General features: G+C 58.7%; 12 protein-coding genes. 7 read left to right on the forward strand and 5 right to left on the reverse strand.

Features of this window, described 5'->3' with window-relative positions:
• Window positions 1–10: 10 nt before the first annotated feature.
• Complete coding sequence (locus FHX09_RS17535) at window positions 11–1,123, reverse strand: acetate/propionate family kinase (RefSeq protein ID WP_007788415.1); 1,113 nt, start codon at window positions 1,121–1,123, stop codon at window positions 11–13.
• Window positions 1,124–1,468: 345 nt separating this feature from the next.
• On the opposite strand from FHX09_RS17535, the gene FHX09_RS17540 reads away from it, so the two are divergent.
• The 7 genes from FHX09_RS17540 (at window position 1,469) to FHX09_RS17570 (ending at window position 11,726) form a co-directional block, all read left to right on the forward strand.
• Window positions 1,469–2,908, forward strand: a complete 1,440-nt coding sequence (locus FHX09_RS17540) for an MFS transporter (RefSeq protein WP_183721618.1) — start codon at window positions 1,469–1,471, stop codon at window positions 2,906–2,908.
• A gap of 41 nt (window positions 2,909–2,949) precedes the next feature.
• On the forward strand, window positions 2,950–3,507 hold the full coding sequence (locus FHX09_RS17545; protein ID WP_132592827.1) for a DUF924 family protein: 558 nt from the start codon (window positions 2,950–2,952) through the stop codon (window positions 3,505–3,507).
• 80 nt (window positions 3,508–3,587) lie between these two features.
• The gene (locus FHX09_RS17550) at window positions 3,588–6,128 is read left to right on the forward strand and encodes a mechanosensitive ion channel family protein (RefSeq protein ID WP_132592829.1); all 2,541 of its coding nucleotides are present in this window, start codon (window positions 3,588–3,590) and stop codon (window positions 6,126–6,128) included.
• Between the two features lie 120 nt (window positions 6,129–6,248).
• Window positions 6,249–6,512: a hypothetical protein gene (locus FHX09_RS17555; RefSeq protein WP_132592831.1), complete on the forward strand. Its 264-nt coding sequence runs from the start codon at window positions 6,249–6,251 to the stop codon at window positions 6,510–6,512.
• Window positions 6,513–6,719: 207 nt separating this feature from the next.
• Window positions 6,720–9,233, forward strand: coding sequence for an FAD-dependent oxidoreductase (locus FHX09_RS17560; RefSeq protein ID WP_007788405.1), 2,514 nt, complete (start codon window positions 6,720–6,722; stop codon window positions 9,231–9,233).
• 146 nt (window positions 9,234–9,379) lie between these two features.
• A complete protein-coding gene (locus tag FHX09_RS17565) occupies window positions 9,380–10,210 on the forward strand; it encodes a response regulator (RefSeq protein ID WP_132592833.1) in 831 nt (276 codons plus the stop codon).
• A 184-nt stretch (window positions 10,211–10,394) separates the two neighbouring features.
• Entirely contained in the window at window positions 10,395–11,726 is a 1,332-nt protein-coding gene (locus FHX09_RS17570; RefSeq protein WP_007788401.1) for a diguanylate cyclase, read from the forward strand.
• A gap of 15 nt (window positions 11,727–11,741) precedes the next feature.
• Here FHX09_RS17570 and FHX09_RS17575 read toward each other — a convergent pair whose 3' ends face one another.
• The 4 genes from FHX09_RS17575 to FHX09_RS17590 form a co-directional block, all read right to left on the reverse strand.
• Entirely contained in the window at window positions 11,742–12,761 is a 1,020-nt protein-coding gene (locus FHX09_RS17575; RefSeq protein WP_007788400.1) for a GlxA family transcriptional regulator, read from the reverse strand.
• A 296-nt stretch (window positions 12,762–13,057) separates the two neighbouring features.
• A complete protein-coding gene (locus FHX09_RS17580; RefSeq protein WP_132592835.1) occupies window positions 13,058–13,255 on the reverse strand; it encodes a hypothetical protein in 198 nt (65 codons plus the stop codon).
• 306 nt (window positions 13,256–13,561) lie between these two features.
• Window positions 13,562–14,716 (reverse strand): glycosyltransferase, encoded by a 1,155-nt coding sequence (locus tag FHX09_RS17585; RefSeq protein ID WP_132592836.1) that lies wholly within the window; start codon window positions 14,714–14,716, stop codon window positions 13,562–13,564.
• Window positions 14,717–14,899: 183 nt separating this feature from the next.
• Complete coding sequence (locus tag FHX09_RS17590) at window positions 14,900–15,127, reverse strand: hypothetical protein (RefSeq protein ID WP_132592838.1); 228 nt, start codon at window positions 15,125–15,127, stop codon at window positions 14,900–14,902.
• Window positions 15,128–15,304: the final 177 nt, after the last annotated feature.

Here is a 15,304-nt window from a genome sequence, read left to right on the forward strand (position 1 = left end):
CGGAGCCTTCTCAGGCTGCCGAGCAGAGGAGCTTTTTGGCGTGCGTTGCCATGAGGCGCTCCTCGTTTGTCGGGATCACGAGCGTCTTGAAATCGCCGAGGACGCGGAGCCTTCCAAGGATTGAATCGCGGACCGGACCGGCGTGTTCGCCGATCCCGCCGGTAAAGACAAAGGCATCGATGCCCCCCATGGAGACGGCCATCATCGCGGCATGCTGGGCCGTTCTCAGAGCGAAATATTCGAGGGCAAAGGCGGCTTGCGGATCGTCGCTGCGGAGCAAGGTCTCGACGTCGTTGCTGATGCCGGACAATCCCCTCAGACCGGAACGCTCATAGAGGATATCCCGGACCGTCTCGACGCCAAGATTCAGATCCTGAAGCATATAGAGAACGGCGCCGGGATCGATTGATCCGCTGCGCGTTCCCATCGGTATGCCGTCGAGCGCGGTCATGCTCATCGTGGTGTCGACGCTGATGCCGTTCCTCAGCGCGCAGAGGCTGGCGCCGTTGCCGAGGTGGGCGACGACAACGCGGCCGGCATGGAGGTCCGGATAGTCCTTGGACAGCACCTGCGAGATCCATTCGTAGGAAAGTCCATGGAAACCATAACGGCGGATGCCTTTGTCGCGCATGTCTTTTGGCAAGGCAAAGTTGCTGGTCAATTTGTCGTGCCCGGCGTGGAAGGCGGTGTCGAAGCAAGCGATATCGGGCGCACCGCTTGCGAGTCTGGTCGAAGCGGTGATGCCGGCGAGGTTGTGCGGCTGGTGAAGCGGCGCCAGCGGGATCAGCGCTTCGAGGCGACGCATCACCTCGGGCGTGACAATGACGGGCTCTACGAAAGCTTGTCCGCCGTGGACGACGCGATGCACAACGGCCGCTATGTGCCAGGCGTGGTCGTGTCCGCCGATGAGGTTTACTACGGCGCTAAGGGCCGAATCGTGGTTGGTATTTGCGGGCAGGGAGGTTCGCGTCTCTTGTCCATCGGGGAGTTTGGCACACATCTCAGCCGTGTCACCTATGCCGGTGACCTTGCCGCTCATCAGCACGTTTAGGGTCTGATCCTCGAAAATCTGAAACTTGAGGCTCGATGAGCCGGTGTTGAGAACAAGCAGCGTGTCGATCATCGAATTGTGCTCCGAGTCCGGTCACGTGAATGGCGAGGCGATGTTGTGTCAGGAGGGCGGGTGTCACCGCGCAGCCGCTGAAATGACGTTGACGCTGCCCCTGCGCGCCACGGTGGCCGCAGAAGATGTAGCTGTCAATTGTTTTTGCTTCGAAATTTCGCGTAGAACGAGTTGCCTGCGGCGTGCCTGGGTGGCCTCTCGGCGATCAAAATCCTTTGAGATTTCAGGATTTTCTCTTTCCGCGTTGCGCTGATCGGCCTATCTAGCGGTCGTGCTGTTCGGCACGCATCGGGTCCGGCTTCCGCCCGTTCTATCCGACTGCTTCCAATTCACATCGGCAGATCAATGACAGCTATGCAGATGACAGAGAAAAACGATGCGGAGAGCATCCGCAGGGCAAAGATCGTAGCACTGGTTGTTGCCGTTTCGTTTTTCATGCAGATTCTCGATGGCACTATTGTCACCACGTCGCTGCCGCAGATGGCCGCGAGTTTCGGCGTTCAACCGGTCTCGATGAGTATCGGTATCACCGTCTACATGCTGACGATGGCGGCATTCATCCCGCTTTCGGGATGGCTTGGGGATCGATACGGCGCAAGGCGCGTCTTCATGGCGTCCATTGCTGTCTTCACGATCGCCTCGCTGTTCTGCGGGCTGTCCGACGGGCTTGCCGAATTTGTCGTGGCACGCGCTGTGCAGGGCGCGGGCAGTGCACTGATGACGCCGGTCGGCCGCATCATTGTCCTGAAAAATGCTCGCAAATCGGAACTCGTACAAGCGATCGCTCTGATCACCTGGCCTGCGCTGACGGCTCCCGTTATCGGCCCGCTGCTTGGCAGCTTCATTACGACCTATGCAAGCTGGCATTGGAATTTCCTCATCAATCTGCCGATCGGGGTGCTCGGCATGGCGTTGGTTCTTCGCTTCGTGCCGGAACAGCGCGAAGAAAATGCCGGCCGGCTCGATGCACTCGGGTTCGCTCTCAGCGCTGGCGGGCTGACTTTCCTGCTGGCGGCGCTCGAACTTTCCGTGAAATGGGATGGTGGCCTGCTGCCGATCCTGCTGATGCTCGCGGCCGGCATTGTGCTGTCGGTCATGGCGACGCGACACTTCCTGCGGGTCGGCAATCCGCTGCTCGATCTATCCGCCTTCAAGGTGCAGACTTATGCGATTGCGACCCTTTCTGCCGGGACGGCGAGCCGTGTCGCGATCAATGCCACGCCGTTCCTCTTGCCGCTCCTCTTCCAACTCGGTTTCGGATTGAGCTCGATCGAGGCGGGTGCCTATCTGCTGGTCTACTTCCTTGGAAATCTCGGTATGAAAGCCGTGACGACGCCGCTGCTTGCCAAGCTTGGATTTCGCACCGTGCTCTTCTTCAACGGGATGATTGCTGCGCTGTCGATTGCGGCTTGCGGCTTTCTCGTGCCCGAGACGCCACGCGCAATGATCTACGCGTTGCTGATGATTGCGGGCCTCTCGCGGTCGATGGAATTCACTGCGCTGAACACCCTGGCTTTTGCCGATATCAATCCGGCACAACGCAGTTCGGCTTCGACGCTCTCAAGCATGCTGCAGCAAGTTTCGATGTTGCTTGGCGTCGCGATCGCGGCGGCGGCGCTGAACATCTCTGTCGCTTTGCGTAGCGTCGAAGGTCCGGGGCTCATCGATTTCCGCTGGGCGTTTCTTGTCGTGGGAGCAATCGGCATCATATCGTCACTGCGCTTCCTGCAGCTGGCGCCGGATGCCGGCGCCGAGGTGTCGGGTCACAAGATCGGCACGAAATAGTCGGTCGCTTTGCAATCGGTCGGCCTTTGTCGGGAGGATACATGGAACTCGGACATGTCTGTACGCCTCAGGAGGTCTTCGACTTCTGGTTCGAAGAGTGTGGGCGGGATCAATGGTTCAAGGCGACGTTGGACTTTGATCGGGATATTCGCCAGCGCTTTCGTGACACCCATCTTGCACTCTCGCGTGGCGTGACGGAGGAATGGCGCTCGACCCCGAGCAGCAGGCTTGCCGCAGTGATCGTGCTCGATCAGTTTCCGCGCAACATATATCGCGCGACACCGCTTGCATTCGCCACCGACGGGCTTGCGCTAAGCGAGGCAAAGCTTGCGCTGGAAGCTGGAGCGGACCAGAAAGTCAGCCCGGAATGCCGGACGTTTTTCTACATGCCTTTCGAGCATTGCGAAGATCTGGAGGAGCAGGAGCGTGCCGTGGCGTTGTTCAGAGCGCTTGGCGATGAGGAATATATCGACTATGCGCTTCGCCACCGGGAGGTGATTGAAGTGTACGGTCGATTTCCACATCGAAACGCCCTCGTCGGGCGGCAATCGACAGCGGCAGAGCTGGAATATCTGGCGCAGCCGGGCGCCGGCTTCTGATCGCGTCGCCTTTCTGTCGCCTTTCTTTCTTATGAAAAGCTGGAATCCAATCCGATCCAGCAAACCCGAGCGGGGATATTTTGCGGCCGACACGACTCTTGCTTCGCATTCTCCTAGTCGCAGCGCTGGCGGGCGTGGGCGCGAACCTTGCGAGCGCCCAGACGCCCGCACCGCAGGCCTCGCAGCCGCCGCAAGCGACCGAGCAGGCGTCTGTCGCTGACAGCTCAATCGAGCAGGCCGCGAAAGCGATCGAGAAGGCAAAGCAAGACCTCGCTTCGCTGGAGGATGGCGTCAAGCAGAAGCGTGACGATGACGACGCGCTGGTGGCTCTCGCTGGAAAGACCGACGAACTTGGCCGCTCGGTTCTCAACATATCCGTTGGCCTCAGACCGCGGCTCGACCAGATCAAAAACCGCCTGACCGAGCTCGGCGATCCACCGAAGGAAGGTCAGCCGGCGGAGGCGGAGATCGTCACGACCGAGCGTAACGCCCTGACGGCGGAGCGCGCCCAGATCAACGCCGTTACGGGCGATGCCGAAACGCTGTCCGCCTCCATCGGCAAGCTCGGCAACCGCATTGCCGAAACCCGCCGTCAGCTTTTTGCCGCCACCTTGCTGCGGCGCACCGACATTTCGTTTTCCGTTCTCGGCGATGCAGCACGCGCCTTCGTTCAGGAAGGCTCGGAATTCGTCCAGGCGCTGAGCAGCTGGTTGGGATTCGTACTGAAGTTCAAGGCTTTCGCTTTCTTTGCGGCCATCTTCATGTCCCTCGTGACGGCAATGGTGCTCTTGTCTGGCGGCTACCGCATTTTTGGTCGCTACCTTCAGCGCAAGGAGACGGACGAGCAGCCCTCCTATATCAACCGCCTCTCGATCGCTTTCTGGTCGACGCTGATCCGCACGTTTGCGCTTGCTGCCCTCTTGGTGACGTCTTACTTCTTCCTCAATAGTTTCAACGTTCTAAGGCCGGATATCGCGCCGATCATCGGCGCGCTCTTCGGATCGATCGGGCTGATTTATTTCGTCAGGCGCTTCACCAATGCAGTGTTCGCGCCAAGGGAGCCGCATTGGCGTCTTGTCAGGCTTTCCAACCGCGGTGCGAGCTCGATCGGCGCCTGCCTGCTTGCGATGGCGGTCGTCAATGCGCTTGACTACCTCTTCGGCAGCATCAGCGAAGCGATGGGGTCTCCGCTCGTCCTGACCGTCGTCAAGAGTCTGACCGCGGCCCTGATCATTGGTTTCATCCTCATCGCCGCTTCGTTCGGCCGGCCGATGCTAGCGCGAAACGGGGATCCCGATGCGCCGGGACGCCATTGGCCCCGCGGCATGGCGATCATTCTGCGCGTGCTGGGTGCAGGTCTGATCATAACGGCGTTGACCGGCTATGTCGGGCTTGCGCGCTTCGTCGCAACACAGTTGATCATCACCGGTGCAATCATCGTCACGACCTATATTGGTCTGCTGTCGGGGAAGGCGATTTCGCGCAGCGAAACCTTCGGTGAGACATCGCTTGGTCGCTTCCTCCAAAAGCGCTTCAAGCTTGGTCCGGTCGCCATCGATCAGGCGGGACTGTTGGTCGGCATGTGTATCTCCGCCATCGCGCTGATGGTTGGGATCCCGTTGGTACTGCTCCTGTGGGGCTTCCATATCCAGGATCTTCAACTCATCGCCTATCGCCTTCTCACGGAGGTCCGGCTGGGCGGTATCAGCATTTCGCTGGTCGGGATAATGACCGGCATCCTGCTTTTTGCCGGTGGTTACCTGCTGACGCGCTGGATCCAGCGCTGGCTTGACAGCAACGTCATGGCGCGCAGCCATGTCGACCTTGGCGTTCGAAACTCGGTCAAGACGGGTATCGGCTATCTCGGCGTTGGTCTTGCGGCGATCGTCGGCGTTTCTGCCGCGGGCATCGACCTCTCGAGCTTCGCACTCGTCGCCTCGGCACTTTCGGTCGGTATCGGTTTCGGCCTCCAGAACATCGTGTCGAACTTCGTCTCCGGCCTGATCCTGCTGGTCGAGCGGCCATTCAAGGTTGGCGACCACGTGGTCTCCGGCACTGCTGAAGGTATCGTAAAGCGGATTTCCGTGCGCGCGACCGAAATCGAGACATTCCGCAAGCAGTCGATCATCGTGCCGAATTCCGAGCTGATCAACGCGTCTGTCGGCAACTGGACCCATCGCAACAAGATGGGACGCTCCGAGATACCGGTCTCGGTGAGCTATGATTCCGACCCGCAGAAGGTCATGGATATCCTGCTGGAGCTCGTCAACGCGGTGCCCGTGGTCCTGCGCAATCCCGAACCGCATGTGGAATTCCTCCGCTTCGGGCCGTATTCGCTCGACTTCGAGCTTCGCTTCATGCTTGCCGACATGGGGGATGGCCTGAAGGTCAGGAATGATCTCCGCATCGCGATCCTGAAGCGGTTCAGGGAGGAGAGTATCGAGATACCTCTTCCGCAGAGCGACATCGTGTTCCATCGACAGCCCGAGCAGGTTGGAGCGGCGGCCAACGCAGGTAAGCCGCCGGCCGAGGACGTTTCCGAGACGAGCGAACTGGACGAGGAGGCCGGCACGGTGCGCCGGTTGCGCGGCAAGTCGGCTGATGGCAATCTCAAGGGGTGAAGGGGTTGTTCAGCGATCGTTCAGAGCGGTCGCTGTATACCGCCTGCAATCGGGTTTTCGTTGCTGGGGCAGCAGCGCCGAGACGCTCCAAGGGAGGGCGCTTCATCCGCGCCGCACTGCATGGCAAGATTTGCCGTCGTACTGTTTCTTTCACTCGTGGCCGCAGGCCAAACTCACGCAGCTTCCATTACCAACACCGACAGTGCCGCTGTTGTGATCGTCCTTACCGAGGGCGGCAACAAGATGCAGCTGGTGCTTGATCCCGGCGCATCGGAGACGTTCTGCCGGTCGGGCTGCTTCATCACCGCGCCTGACGGTGATCGGATTGGTCTCGATGGCGGCGAAACAATCGACATCATCAAGGGATCTGCCGTCGTAAAGTGAACGACGGTCCTCTCTGATCACAATTTTTGTCCACCGATTTTCGGCCAGAGGCCTTTTGTGGCTTGCCTATTTGCACGCAGTCGCGGCAAGCTTTTCCCATGTCGTAAACAGGCATTTGGCAAACCCGGCCTCGCTGCATAGTTCGCAAAGGCGATTTCCGTCGGCGGCATTCGTCGGACAGGTTAGTAGAACAGAGGGTAATTCTCCATGAAGACACATGCGCGCGCAGTGGTCATCGGCGGCGGCGTCGTTGGCGTTTCGACGCTTTATCACCTTGCCAAAAAGGGCTGGGACGATGTCGTCCTGATCGAACGCAAGGAACTGACCTCCGGTTCGACGTGGCATGCCGCCGGCCTGCTGCCTCTGTTCAACATGAGCTATTCGGTCGGCCAGATCCACAAGTATTCCGTTCGATTCTATCAGGAGCTTCAGCAGGAGACCGGCATGAATGTCGGTTTCAGCCAGGTCTCCAATATCCGCCTGGCACGCACCAAGGATCGCTGGGACGAGTACATGTACTATGCCGGCATCGCTGAAACGATCGGCGTAAAGGTCGAAGTGCTGACACCGGAACAGGTCAAGGAAATCTGGCCGCTCTGCGAGACGGACGGTCTGCTCGGTGCGATCCAGCACCCAGACGACGGCTATATCCAGCCCGCCGACCTGACGCAGGCGCTCGCCAAGGGCGCGCGTGACCGCGGCGCCACGATCTACCGCAATACCACGGTCACGGCAATCGAGCAGCAGCCGGACGGCCTGTGGAAGGTGACGACAGACAAGGGCGAGATCACCGCCGAGCATGTCATCAGCTGTACCGGCAACTTCGCCCGCAAGACCGGCGAGATGGTCGGGATCAACATTCCGGTCATCCCGGTCGAACACCAGTACATCGTCACCGAGCCGCATCCGGCCATCCTCGAGCGCAAAGCCAAGGGATTGCCGGAGATGGGCGTGCTCCGTGAATCCGACAGCGCCTGGTACATGCGCGAGGAAAACGGCGGCCTTATTCTCGGGCCATATGAACACGGAGCACCGGTCTGTTACGTCAACGGCCCATCGGACGAGAGCGAATACGAACTCTTCCAGGAAGAGCTTGATCGCCTGATGCCGCATATCGAGGCTGCCATTGCCCGCGTCCCGGCCTTCGGCGAGGTTGGCATCAAGAAAGTGTACAACGGTGCCATCGCGTATACGCCTGATGGCAACCCGATCGTCGGTCCCGCACCGGGCCTCAGCAATTTCTGGCTCAACGAGGGGCACTCCTTCGGGATCACGGCTGCCGGTGGCGCCGGTTGGCAGCTGGCGGAATGGATCGTCGATGGCGAGCCGACCGTCGACATGATGGGCGTCGATCCGCGTCGTTTCGGTCCCTATGCAACCGAAGGCTACCTCATCGCCAAGAACGAAGAGGCCTACGCGAATGTCTTCACCATGCACTATCCCGATGAAGAGCGTGCCGGCGCCCGTCCGCTGAAGACGACGCCAGTCTACGACCGCCTGAAAAAGCTGGGCGCTGTTTTCGGTTCGGTCTACGGCTGGGAGCGCGCCAACTGGTTTGCGCCTGAAGGCTACGACCTGCCGAAGGATCAGATCGGCGTCGGTGAGGATGTTCTCACCAACCATAATCACTCTGACCCGGAAGAGGACGGTCGCATCCTCGAGCGGTGGTCGTTCCGTCGCTCGAACTACTTCGAGCATGTCGGCAACGAAGTCATGAACGTGCACAAGAACGTCGGTGTGCTCGACATGTCCGCCTTCGCCAAGATGGAAGTCTCCGGCCCCGGGGCGCGCGCTTGGCTGGAATCGATCTTCGCCAACGCCATCCCGAAGAAGCGCGGCCGCATCGCTCTTTGCCATATGCTGACAGTTCACGGCGGCGTGCGTGCCGAGTTCACCGTCTACGAATGGGCTCCGAACCGCTTCTACCTTGTCTCGGCGGGCGCCTATGAGGCGCACGACCATGACTATCTGCGCAAGCTCGCGCCCACCGACGGCTCCGTTCGTCTGCAGCAGATCACGCAGCGGCTCGGCGTGCTCGTGCTTGCCGGTCCGAAGTCACGTGATCTGCTCAAGAAGCTCACGCGTACGAGCCTTGAGAACAAGGACTTCCCGTGGCTTTCCGGCAAGGAGATCTCGATCGGCGTTGCGAGCGCACATGCGCTGCGCGTCAATTTCGTCGGCGAGCTAGGCTGGGAATTGCACCACCCGATCGAGATGCAGAACTACATCTTCGACAAGCTGATGGAAGCCGGAGCCGAATTCGGTATCAAGCCCTTCGGTATTCGCGCGATGCTGTCGATGTCGGTCGAGAAGTCCTACCGCCTCATCCCGCGCGAGATGTCGATCGAGTACAACGCCTATGAATCGGCACTCGATCGCTTCATCAAGCCAGAGAAGGAATTCCTCGGCCGCGAGGGGCTGCTGGCCTACAAGGATAAGGGTCTGAAGTGGAACTTCGCAACCCTCGTCGTCGAGACCGGCAATGATGTCGATGCCCGCGGTTCGGAAGCGATCTACAACGAGGCGGGCGAACTTGTCGGGCGTGCGACAAACGGCACGTTCGGCTTCCGTATCAATCGTTCGCTTGCGCTGGCGATGCTGCGGCCGGACTACGCAAAGGAAGGCACGAAGCTTAAGATCAAGATCCTCGGCACGACGTACAACGCGACCGTCGTCGGCGAGAGCCCCTTCGATCCGGACAATGCGGCGCTGCGCGCATAGTCTTTTAAGCATGTTTTGAAGAATATCAGGGCGGCCCTCGTGGCCGCCTTTTTGTTGGTCAGCGAAGGCGGTCGATTAATACTTATTCAAACCGGGTACTGTACCGATTTCAGCCGGGGACAGGAGTTTCATCAAAAGGTTTCGAAATGGCGTTTTTGGGTATTTCGGGAATGCAATATTCCGGAGGCATGTTCGCTGATGTGCGCATTATTCTGGCTGAGGATTCGAACGTATTTACGTCGATGATAGGCAAGCGGCTGAAGGAGCTCTTCGATATCGACGTGGAAATCTGCCGGAATTTCGAAGAGCTGCAGTTGTCCTACGACAAGTCGACCGACCCGATCACGCTCGCCATCTCCAACATCAACCTGCCTGGTGCTGAGAACGGCGAGGCTCTGGAGTATCTGGTCGATCTCAGCATCCCGACCATCGTCTTCACTGGCACCTTCCAGGAAGGCATGCGCGACAAGCTGATGGCCAAGGACATTGTCGATTATATCCTCAAGGACAATGTCTTTGCAGTCGACCTGCTTGCGGAATCGATCTGCAGATTCCTCACCAATCATCGTCACCACGTTTTGATCGTCGACGACAGCCCGACGGCTCGTGCCCTGCTGTCAAGCCGTCTCAAGCGCTACAATTTCCGGGTCAGCACAGCAGACAGCGGCGCCAAGGCGCTCGAGATTCTCAAGGCGAACCGCGACATCGGTTTGATGATCACCGACTACAACATGCCCGATATCGATGGGTTCGAGCTGACCCGGCGCATCCGCGCCAGCATCGGCTCACATGAACTCCGCATCATCGGGGTGTCGTCATCGTCGAACCGGCTGCTGTCGGCGCGCTTCCTCAAGGCTGGCGGCAACGACTTCATGCTGCGGCCGTTCATCGATGAGGAGTTCTACTGCCGCGTCAACCAGAACCTGGACACACTGCTGCAAATCCAGTCGATGCGCAAGGAGCGTGCCGTTGCCTGACGCGCTGCCTCCGCCCGACGATGGTAGGCGGAAGCGCTATCACGCGTTCGAGGTCGAGATTTCTGCAATTTCAGGTATTGCCAAGTCCCGATATCTTCTCAGGCGTGTTTCTGTGAGTTATCTTCACATAAGTCGAGAAGATGGTCGATTCGGACCGCTGCGGCTTTCTGGGGGATAGGGGTGAATGGCGTTCCAGGAGGATCTCCATCGGGATGGGGCCGGGCCACGCTTTGGTGGTCAGTGGGTACTCCTGGTTGAAGATTCCCGGATGTTTTCCGCCGTTCTGTGCCACCGGCTTCATGCGGAACTCGGGCTGAACGTCAAGCCTTGCTCCTCCCTCAAAGTGCTGAACGAGACTATCGCCCAGTCGCCAAGCGATTACACAATGGCGATTGTCGACCTCAATCTGCCGGACGCGCCCTACGGTGAAGCGCTCGACTGCACTATACAGGCTGGTATTCCGGCCATTGTCTTCACCGCCACTTTCGACCTCGATACGCGCAATCGCATCATGGAGCGCAATGTCATCGATTACGTGCTGAAGGACAATGAGTTCGCGCTCGATAACGTTGTCGCCAGCGTCAGACGGGTATTGTCGAACAGGAAAACGCGGGTTCTTGTGGTCGACGATGTTGATTCCGCGCGCCAGGTCCTTGTCGGGCTGCTAGAAGCGCAGCAATACGTGGTTGTCGAAGCGGCTTCTGGGCTCGAAGCCTTCGCGGCGCTCGAAGCCTACGACGATATTGAGGTTGTCGTCACGGATCATCATATGCCCGACATGAGCGGCTACGAATTGACGCGGCGGATACGGCGGCGCTTCGGCTCGGACAGGCTGCGGATCATCGGAGTCTCATCCTCGAGCGATCGCATGCTTTCTGTGAGCTTTTTGAAGGCCGGCGCATCCGATTTTCTTTACAGGCCGTTCGTGGCCGAAGAACTGCAGTGCCGGATCGCCAACAACGTCGAGACCTTGACACAGTTGAAGCAGCTTCGGGCAGCCGCGGCCTGCGACTATCTGACCGGGCTCTACAATCGCCGCTATTTCTACGATCTCGGGCCGAAGCTGGTGAATGACTGCCTGCGTCAGAAGGCTACGGCCGCCGTTGCGGTGCTGGACATTGATCATTTCAAGCGGCTGAACGACACCTACGGTCATGAGATCGGGGATGAAGTGCTGAAGGCGGTCGCAAATCGGCTGGGGACGATCTTCGAGGGGGACGACAACCTGCTTTCGCGCCTTGGCGGAGAGGAGTTCGCGATCCTGTTCCCGATGATGGACTCGATTGCCGCGAGCAAGCTGTGTGACGAGATACGGTCAGATATCTCACGTCTGAAGGTGATGGCGGATGACGAAGAGCTTTCGGTCACCGTGTCGATCGGCGTTGCCGAAATTTCCGGCTACGAGACCTTCGACAACTATCTGAATGCCGCCGACCAGTTTCTCTATATGGCCAAGCACAAGGGTCGTAATCAGGTCTATTCCGACGCGCGCATGACGGAGGAGGCGGCTCAATAGCCGCCCCGACTGACATCACGCCGCGATGGCCTGGCGTGCGGTTGCCATCGTCATCTTGCGCTCTGCACGCTCCTGTTGCGGCGAGCGATGATAGAGTTCGCGATAACATTTGGAGAAGTGCGAGGCGGAAACGAAGCCGCAGGCGACAGCCACTTCAACAACCGGCATGGAGGACTGCACGAGCAGATGGCGGGCGCGATCCAGCCTTATTTCCAGATAGTAGCGGGCCGGCGAGCGCCCCATTTCCTGGCGGAACAGCCGTTCGATTTGCCGGCGTGACAGGTCGACGCCATCGGCGATCTCCAGAAGTGAGAGCGGTTCGGAAAGGTTGCCCTCCATCAGCTCGATGATGGAAAGAACCTTGGCATTCTGGACGCCGAGGCGCGCACGCAGAGGCAGGCGCTGGCGATCGTTCGGGCTGCGCACGCGATCGGTCAGGTGCTGCTCGCAGACCCGGTTCACCAGCGTTTCGCCGAAATCCTGGCCGATCAAATTCAGCATCATGTCCAGCGAAGCAGTGCCGCCAGCACATGTATAGAGATTGCTGTCCACCTCATAGAGATCGGCGTAGACCTCGGCCTGCGGAAAAGCTTCGGAGAAGCCAGGCAGGTTTTCCCAATGGATCGCACAGCGCTTGCCATTCAGCAGCCCCGCCTGGGCGAGGATATGTGCGCCCGTACAGAGGCTCCCGACGGCGACGCCGCGATTGTAGGATTCGCGCAGCCAAGCGCTGACGGACTTGTTATTGAAGTCTTCGACATCGATACCGGAACAGACCAGCACCATGCTCGGACGGTGCTCGCCACCGAGATTGCGGCGCTCGTCGGCAAGCGACGTATTTGCCTCGATACCGATGCCGCAGGAAGAATAGACCTTTTGCCCGTCAACCGAGGTCAGCCGCCAGGTATAGGCCTGGTAGCCGAGCATACGGTTGGCGATGCGCAGCGTATCGATTGCCGCTGAAAAAGGCAGCATCGTAAACTGCGGAACCATGAAGAAGACGAGAGAGCGTTGCTTATGCGACATCTTATTCATGAGACAAATCCGTGCTCGAGGTCGAATGCACTATTCGTTGCTTGGAATACGTCGTTTCGATATCCTGAAAGCGACATTCTCATGGATAAATGCGGCCGCAAAGAGCAAATTTGCGACATTGCTGAAATTGACGAAGGTCAAATGACGATCGCTGTCGTCAAAAGTTCAAAAAAGGCGATTGCGGAAAATATATGTGTCTGAAATTCAAGATTTAATAAGGTGGCCGTAAAAACGGAAAAAACGGCGCTGCACGAAGGCGAGGCGCCGCTTTCACACGGGGAGGAATGTCGGATTCATTACATGACCTTGCGTTCATCCGCGTCATCCGCCGACGGCCAGCCAATGTCCTTGCGCATGTCGAAAGGCATGGATTCAATTTCGCGGGCAAGCTGTCGCTGATGCCATGTATGTACCAGCTTGCGGGCATAGTCGACAATATGCAGGTGGGCTTCGCTTGAAGGCGTCTTGGTGTGCCTGAAGGTAATCGTCGTCATGTCCGTTTCCTTTCCTCGTCGGATGACGCTTGTTTCATGGTGAGAATATGGGTGTTTTGCTCCCATCAATCAAACGAATAGAGTTTATGGATATCATCAGTGTTTTTGAATGATGAAGGCGCGCGCGCCGGCCAAACAGAGGCGCGCTCGTCGCAATTGCGACGATAGAACGGATCGGAAGCATAGTGCCGATTTCGCGGATAAGGGCACGTCGGCCAAGTTGCCAACCTGAGGTCAATTTCGGAGCATTCCAGCTCCTAAGGGGCGGCCTCACATACGACACCGTATCGAATGCACCCGCCGTTGTTAGGGACTTGCGGTCGATCCAGCCACGCCAGCTTCGAGACGCGACTCCTGCGATCCGATCACCATCCTGTTCCCACGCCAATCGAAGCTCCCTGCCAACCAGCTCCTCGTCCAGATAATTGGAAGCAAGGCATCGCGCGTAACCATTGCGACGAGTGACAGCGGGGACAGGTGCCAATTCTTACGGACCGTAAGAATAAGCTCCGGTGTGTAGGCGGCGCATAAAACCGCGAAAGCTGTTGCGGGAAGACTACTCCCGGATACGAAGGCAGCGCTCGTGCACAGCAATAAGGGGGGCACCACACCAAGCAGGATCTCCGGCGCGAAGAAGTGCGGGAAGGTGACGCGCCTTAGCCGCGCCCAACGGCATTGCCTTGCCCAGATCTCGCGGAAGGTCCGTCTGCCCAGGGGCTGCTCGAACGGGCCGGCGACGAGATGTACCTTGAGACCCATGCTGTTCACCAGCTTTGTGGCGGCGGCGTCTTCGGCGATTTCAGCCGCAAGTGCCTGGATGCCGCCGCGTGCGTCGAGCATCTTCTTGCGCCATAGCATGCTCTTGCCCTGCGCGAAGCCGAATCCGAGCGCCTCACCCGCATACTGCCAGCGCGCCTGGTGAGTGTTGAGAAACGCACATTCGACCTCCGCCCAAAACCCGTTGGGACGGGACCCAAGTGGCGTCGAACAGACAAGTCCGCTATCGGGCCGCCATGATGCCAGCAGGCGTGCAAGATAGTCTGTGGGCATCAGGACGTTGGAGTCGGCAAGGACAACCCATTCATGGGACGCCATGTTCCAGCCCTTGACGCAATTGTTGAGTTTCGGATTTGCGCTGATGCGGTCGTCTCCGACAAGGATTTTTGCGCTTGTCAGCGGCTTTGTTCGGAGCGTGTGCTCGACTACACCAATGATGGGATCGCTCCTGTCGGCAACGCAGAAGATGACTTCGTAGTCGGGCCAATCCAGGCTAAGTGCGCTTTGGAGTGTCTCCCGCGAGAACTGTTCCACTCCGCAAAGAGGTATCACGATCGAGACTGAAGGGCGCGCAGAGACGCTTGGCGCCTTGTCTTGGCGGGACCGAAGCCGCCATCCGGCGATCATAAGGCTGAGGGTATTGACTGCCAGCAGGGCACTGGCGACGGCAATGATATACAGCATCAGTCATTCCAACGGTGAACAGCGCCGAATGGAAACGAGTCTCAGCGCTCGGTGCGTTAAGACATCACCGTCACATGACGCGCTGATGACATGTGCCCAGCAGCACCTCAGTCCATTCCGAGGTAGCAGGGACCCACCACGACGTCGGCCCGCGCCGCGATGGCAACGCCGCTTAGTAGCAGCTCAGTGCTTTTTCCTTAGAGCCCTCTGAATCTTAACGACCTCGCCCTTCATCAGGATCAGAAAGTGCTTCCTGTCGAGGCGATTGGCGACGTCGCCATCCACCGTCATATAGTCTGTTCTTGGGCTGGCGATGGCTTCATCAGCAATCTTGATCTGTTCGATGACGATGCAGGGATCTCCAGCGTCGCCGGTGCATTTGAACCGCCGCGTTTCCTGGTATTGTGACATCGATACCCCTCCTGGCTGACGCCAAGCATCATCATTACCGAGACGGCGATTTCAAGATTTATTTTAGGTGGAGCTTAATTATCTAAGGGGTGAATGGTGAGCCGAGAGAGAAAAGCCCGGTGCTGGTTTGGACAGCGCCGGGCCTCTGGGACTGCAGTTGAGGGAAACGCAGTCAGT

Source organism: Rhizobium sp. BK538, assembly GCF_014197575.1.
Taxonomy (GTDB): Bacteria; Pseudomonadota; Alphaproteobacteria; order Rhizobiales; family Rhizobiaceae; genus Rhizobium.

What these genes read in the sequence shown, in the direction of transcription:
- FHX09_RS17580 (WP_132592835.1), bottom strand. Translation starts at nt 13,255, where the DNA reads ATGACGACGATTACCTTCAGGCACACCAAGACGCCTTCAAGCGAAGCC.
- FHX09_RS17590 (WP_132592838.1), bottom strand. Translation starts at nt 15,127, where the DNA reads ATGTCACAATACCAGGAAACGCGGCGGTTCAAATGCACCGGCGACGCT.
- FHX09_RS17535 (WP_007788415.1), bottom strand. Translation starts at nt 1,123, where the DNA reads ATGATCGACACGCTGCTTGTTCTCAACACCGGCTCATCGAGCCTCAAG.
- FHX09_RS17540 (WP_183721618.1), top strand. Translation starts at nt 1,469, where the DNA reads ATGACAGCTATGCAGATGACAGAGAAAAACGATGCGGAGAGCATCCGC.
- FHX09_RS17575 (WP_007788400.1), bottom strand. Translation starts at nt 12,761, where the DNA reads ATGAATAAGATGTCGCATAAGCAACGCTCTCTCGTCTTCTTCATGGTT.
- FHX09_RS17585 (WP_132592836.1), bottom strand. Translation starts at nt 14,716, where the DNA reads ATGCTGTATATCATTGCCGTCGCCAGTGCCCTGCTGGCAGTCAATACC.
- FHX09_RS17565 (WP_132592833.1), top strand. Translation starts at nt 9,380, where the DNA reads ATGGCGTTTTTGGGTATTTCGGGAATGCAATATTCCGGAGGCATGTTC.
- FHX09_RS17555 (WP_132592831.1), top strand. Translation starts at nt 6,249, where the DNA reads ATGGCAAGATTTGCCGTCGTACTGTTTCTTTCACTCGTGGCCGCAGGC.
- FHX09_RS17570 (WP_007788401.1), top strand. Translation starts at nt 10,395, where the DNA reads ATGGCGTTCCAGGAGGATCTCCATCGGGATGGGGCCGGGCCACGCTTT.
- FHX09_RS17545 (WP_132592827.1), top strand. Translation starts at nt 2,950, where the DNA reads ATGGAACTCGGACATGTCTGTACGCCTCAGGAGGTCTTCGACTTCTGG.
- FHX09_RS17560 (WP_007788405.1), top strand. Translation starts at nt 6,720, where the DNA reads ATGAAGACACATGCGCGCGCAGTGGTCATCGGCGGCGGCGTCGTTGGC.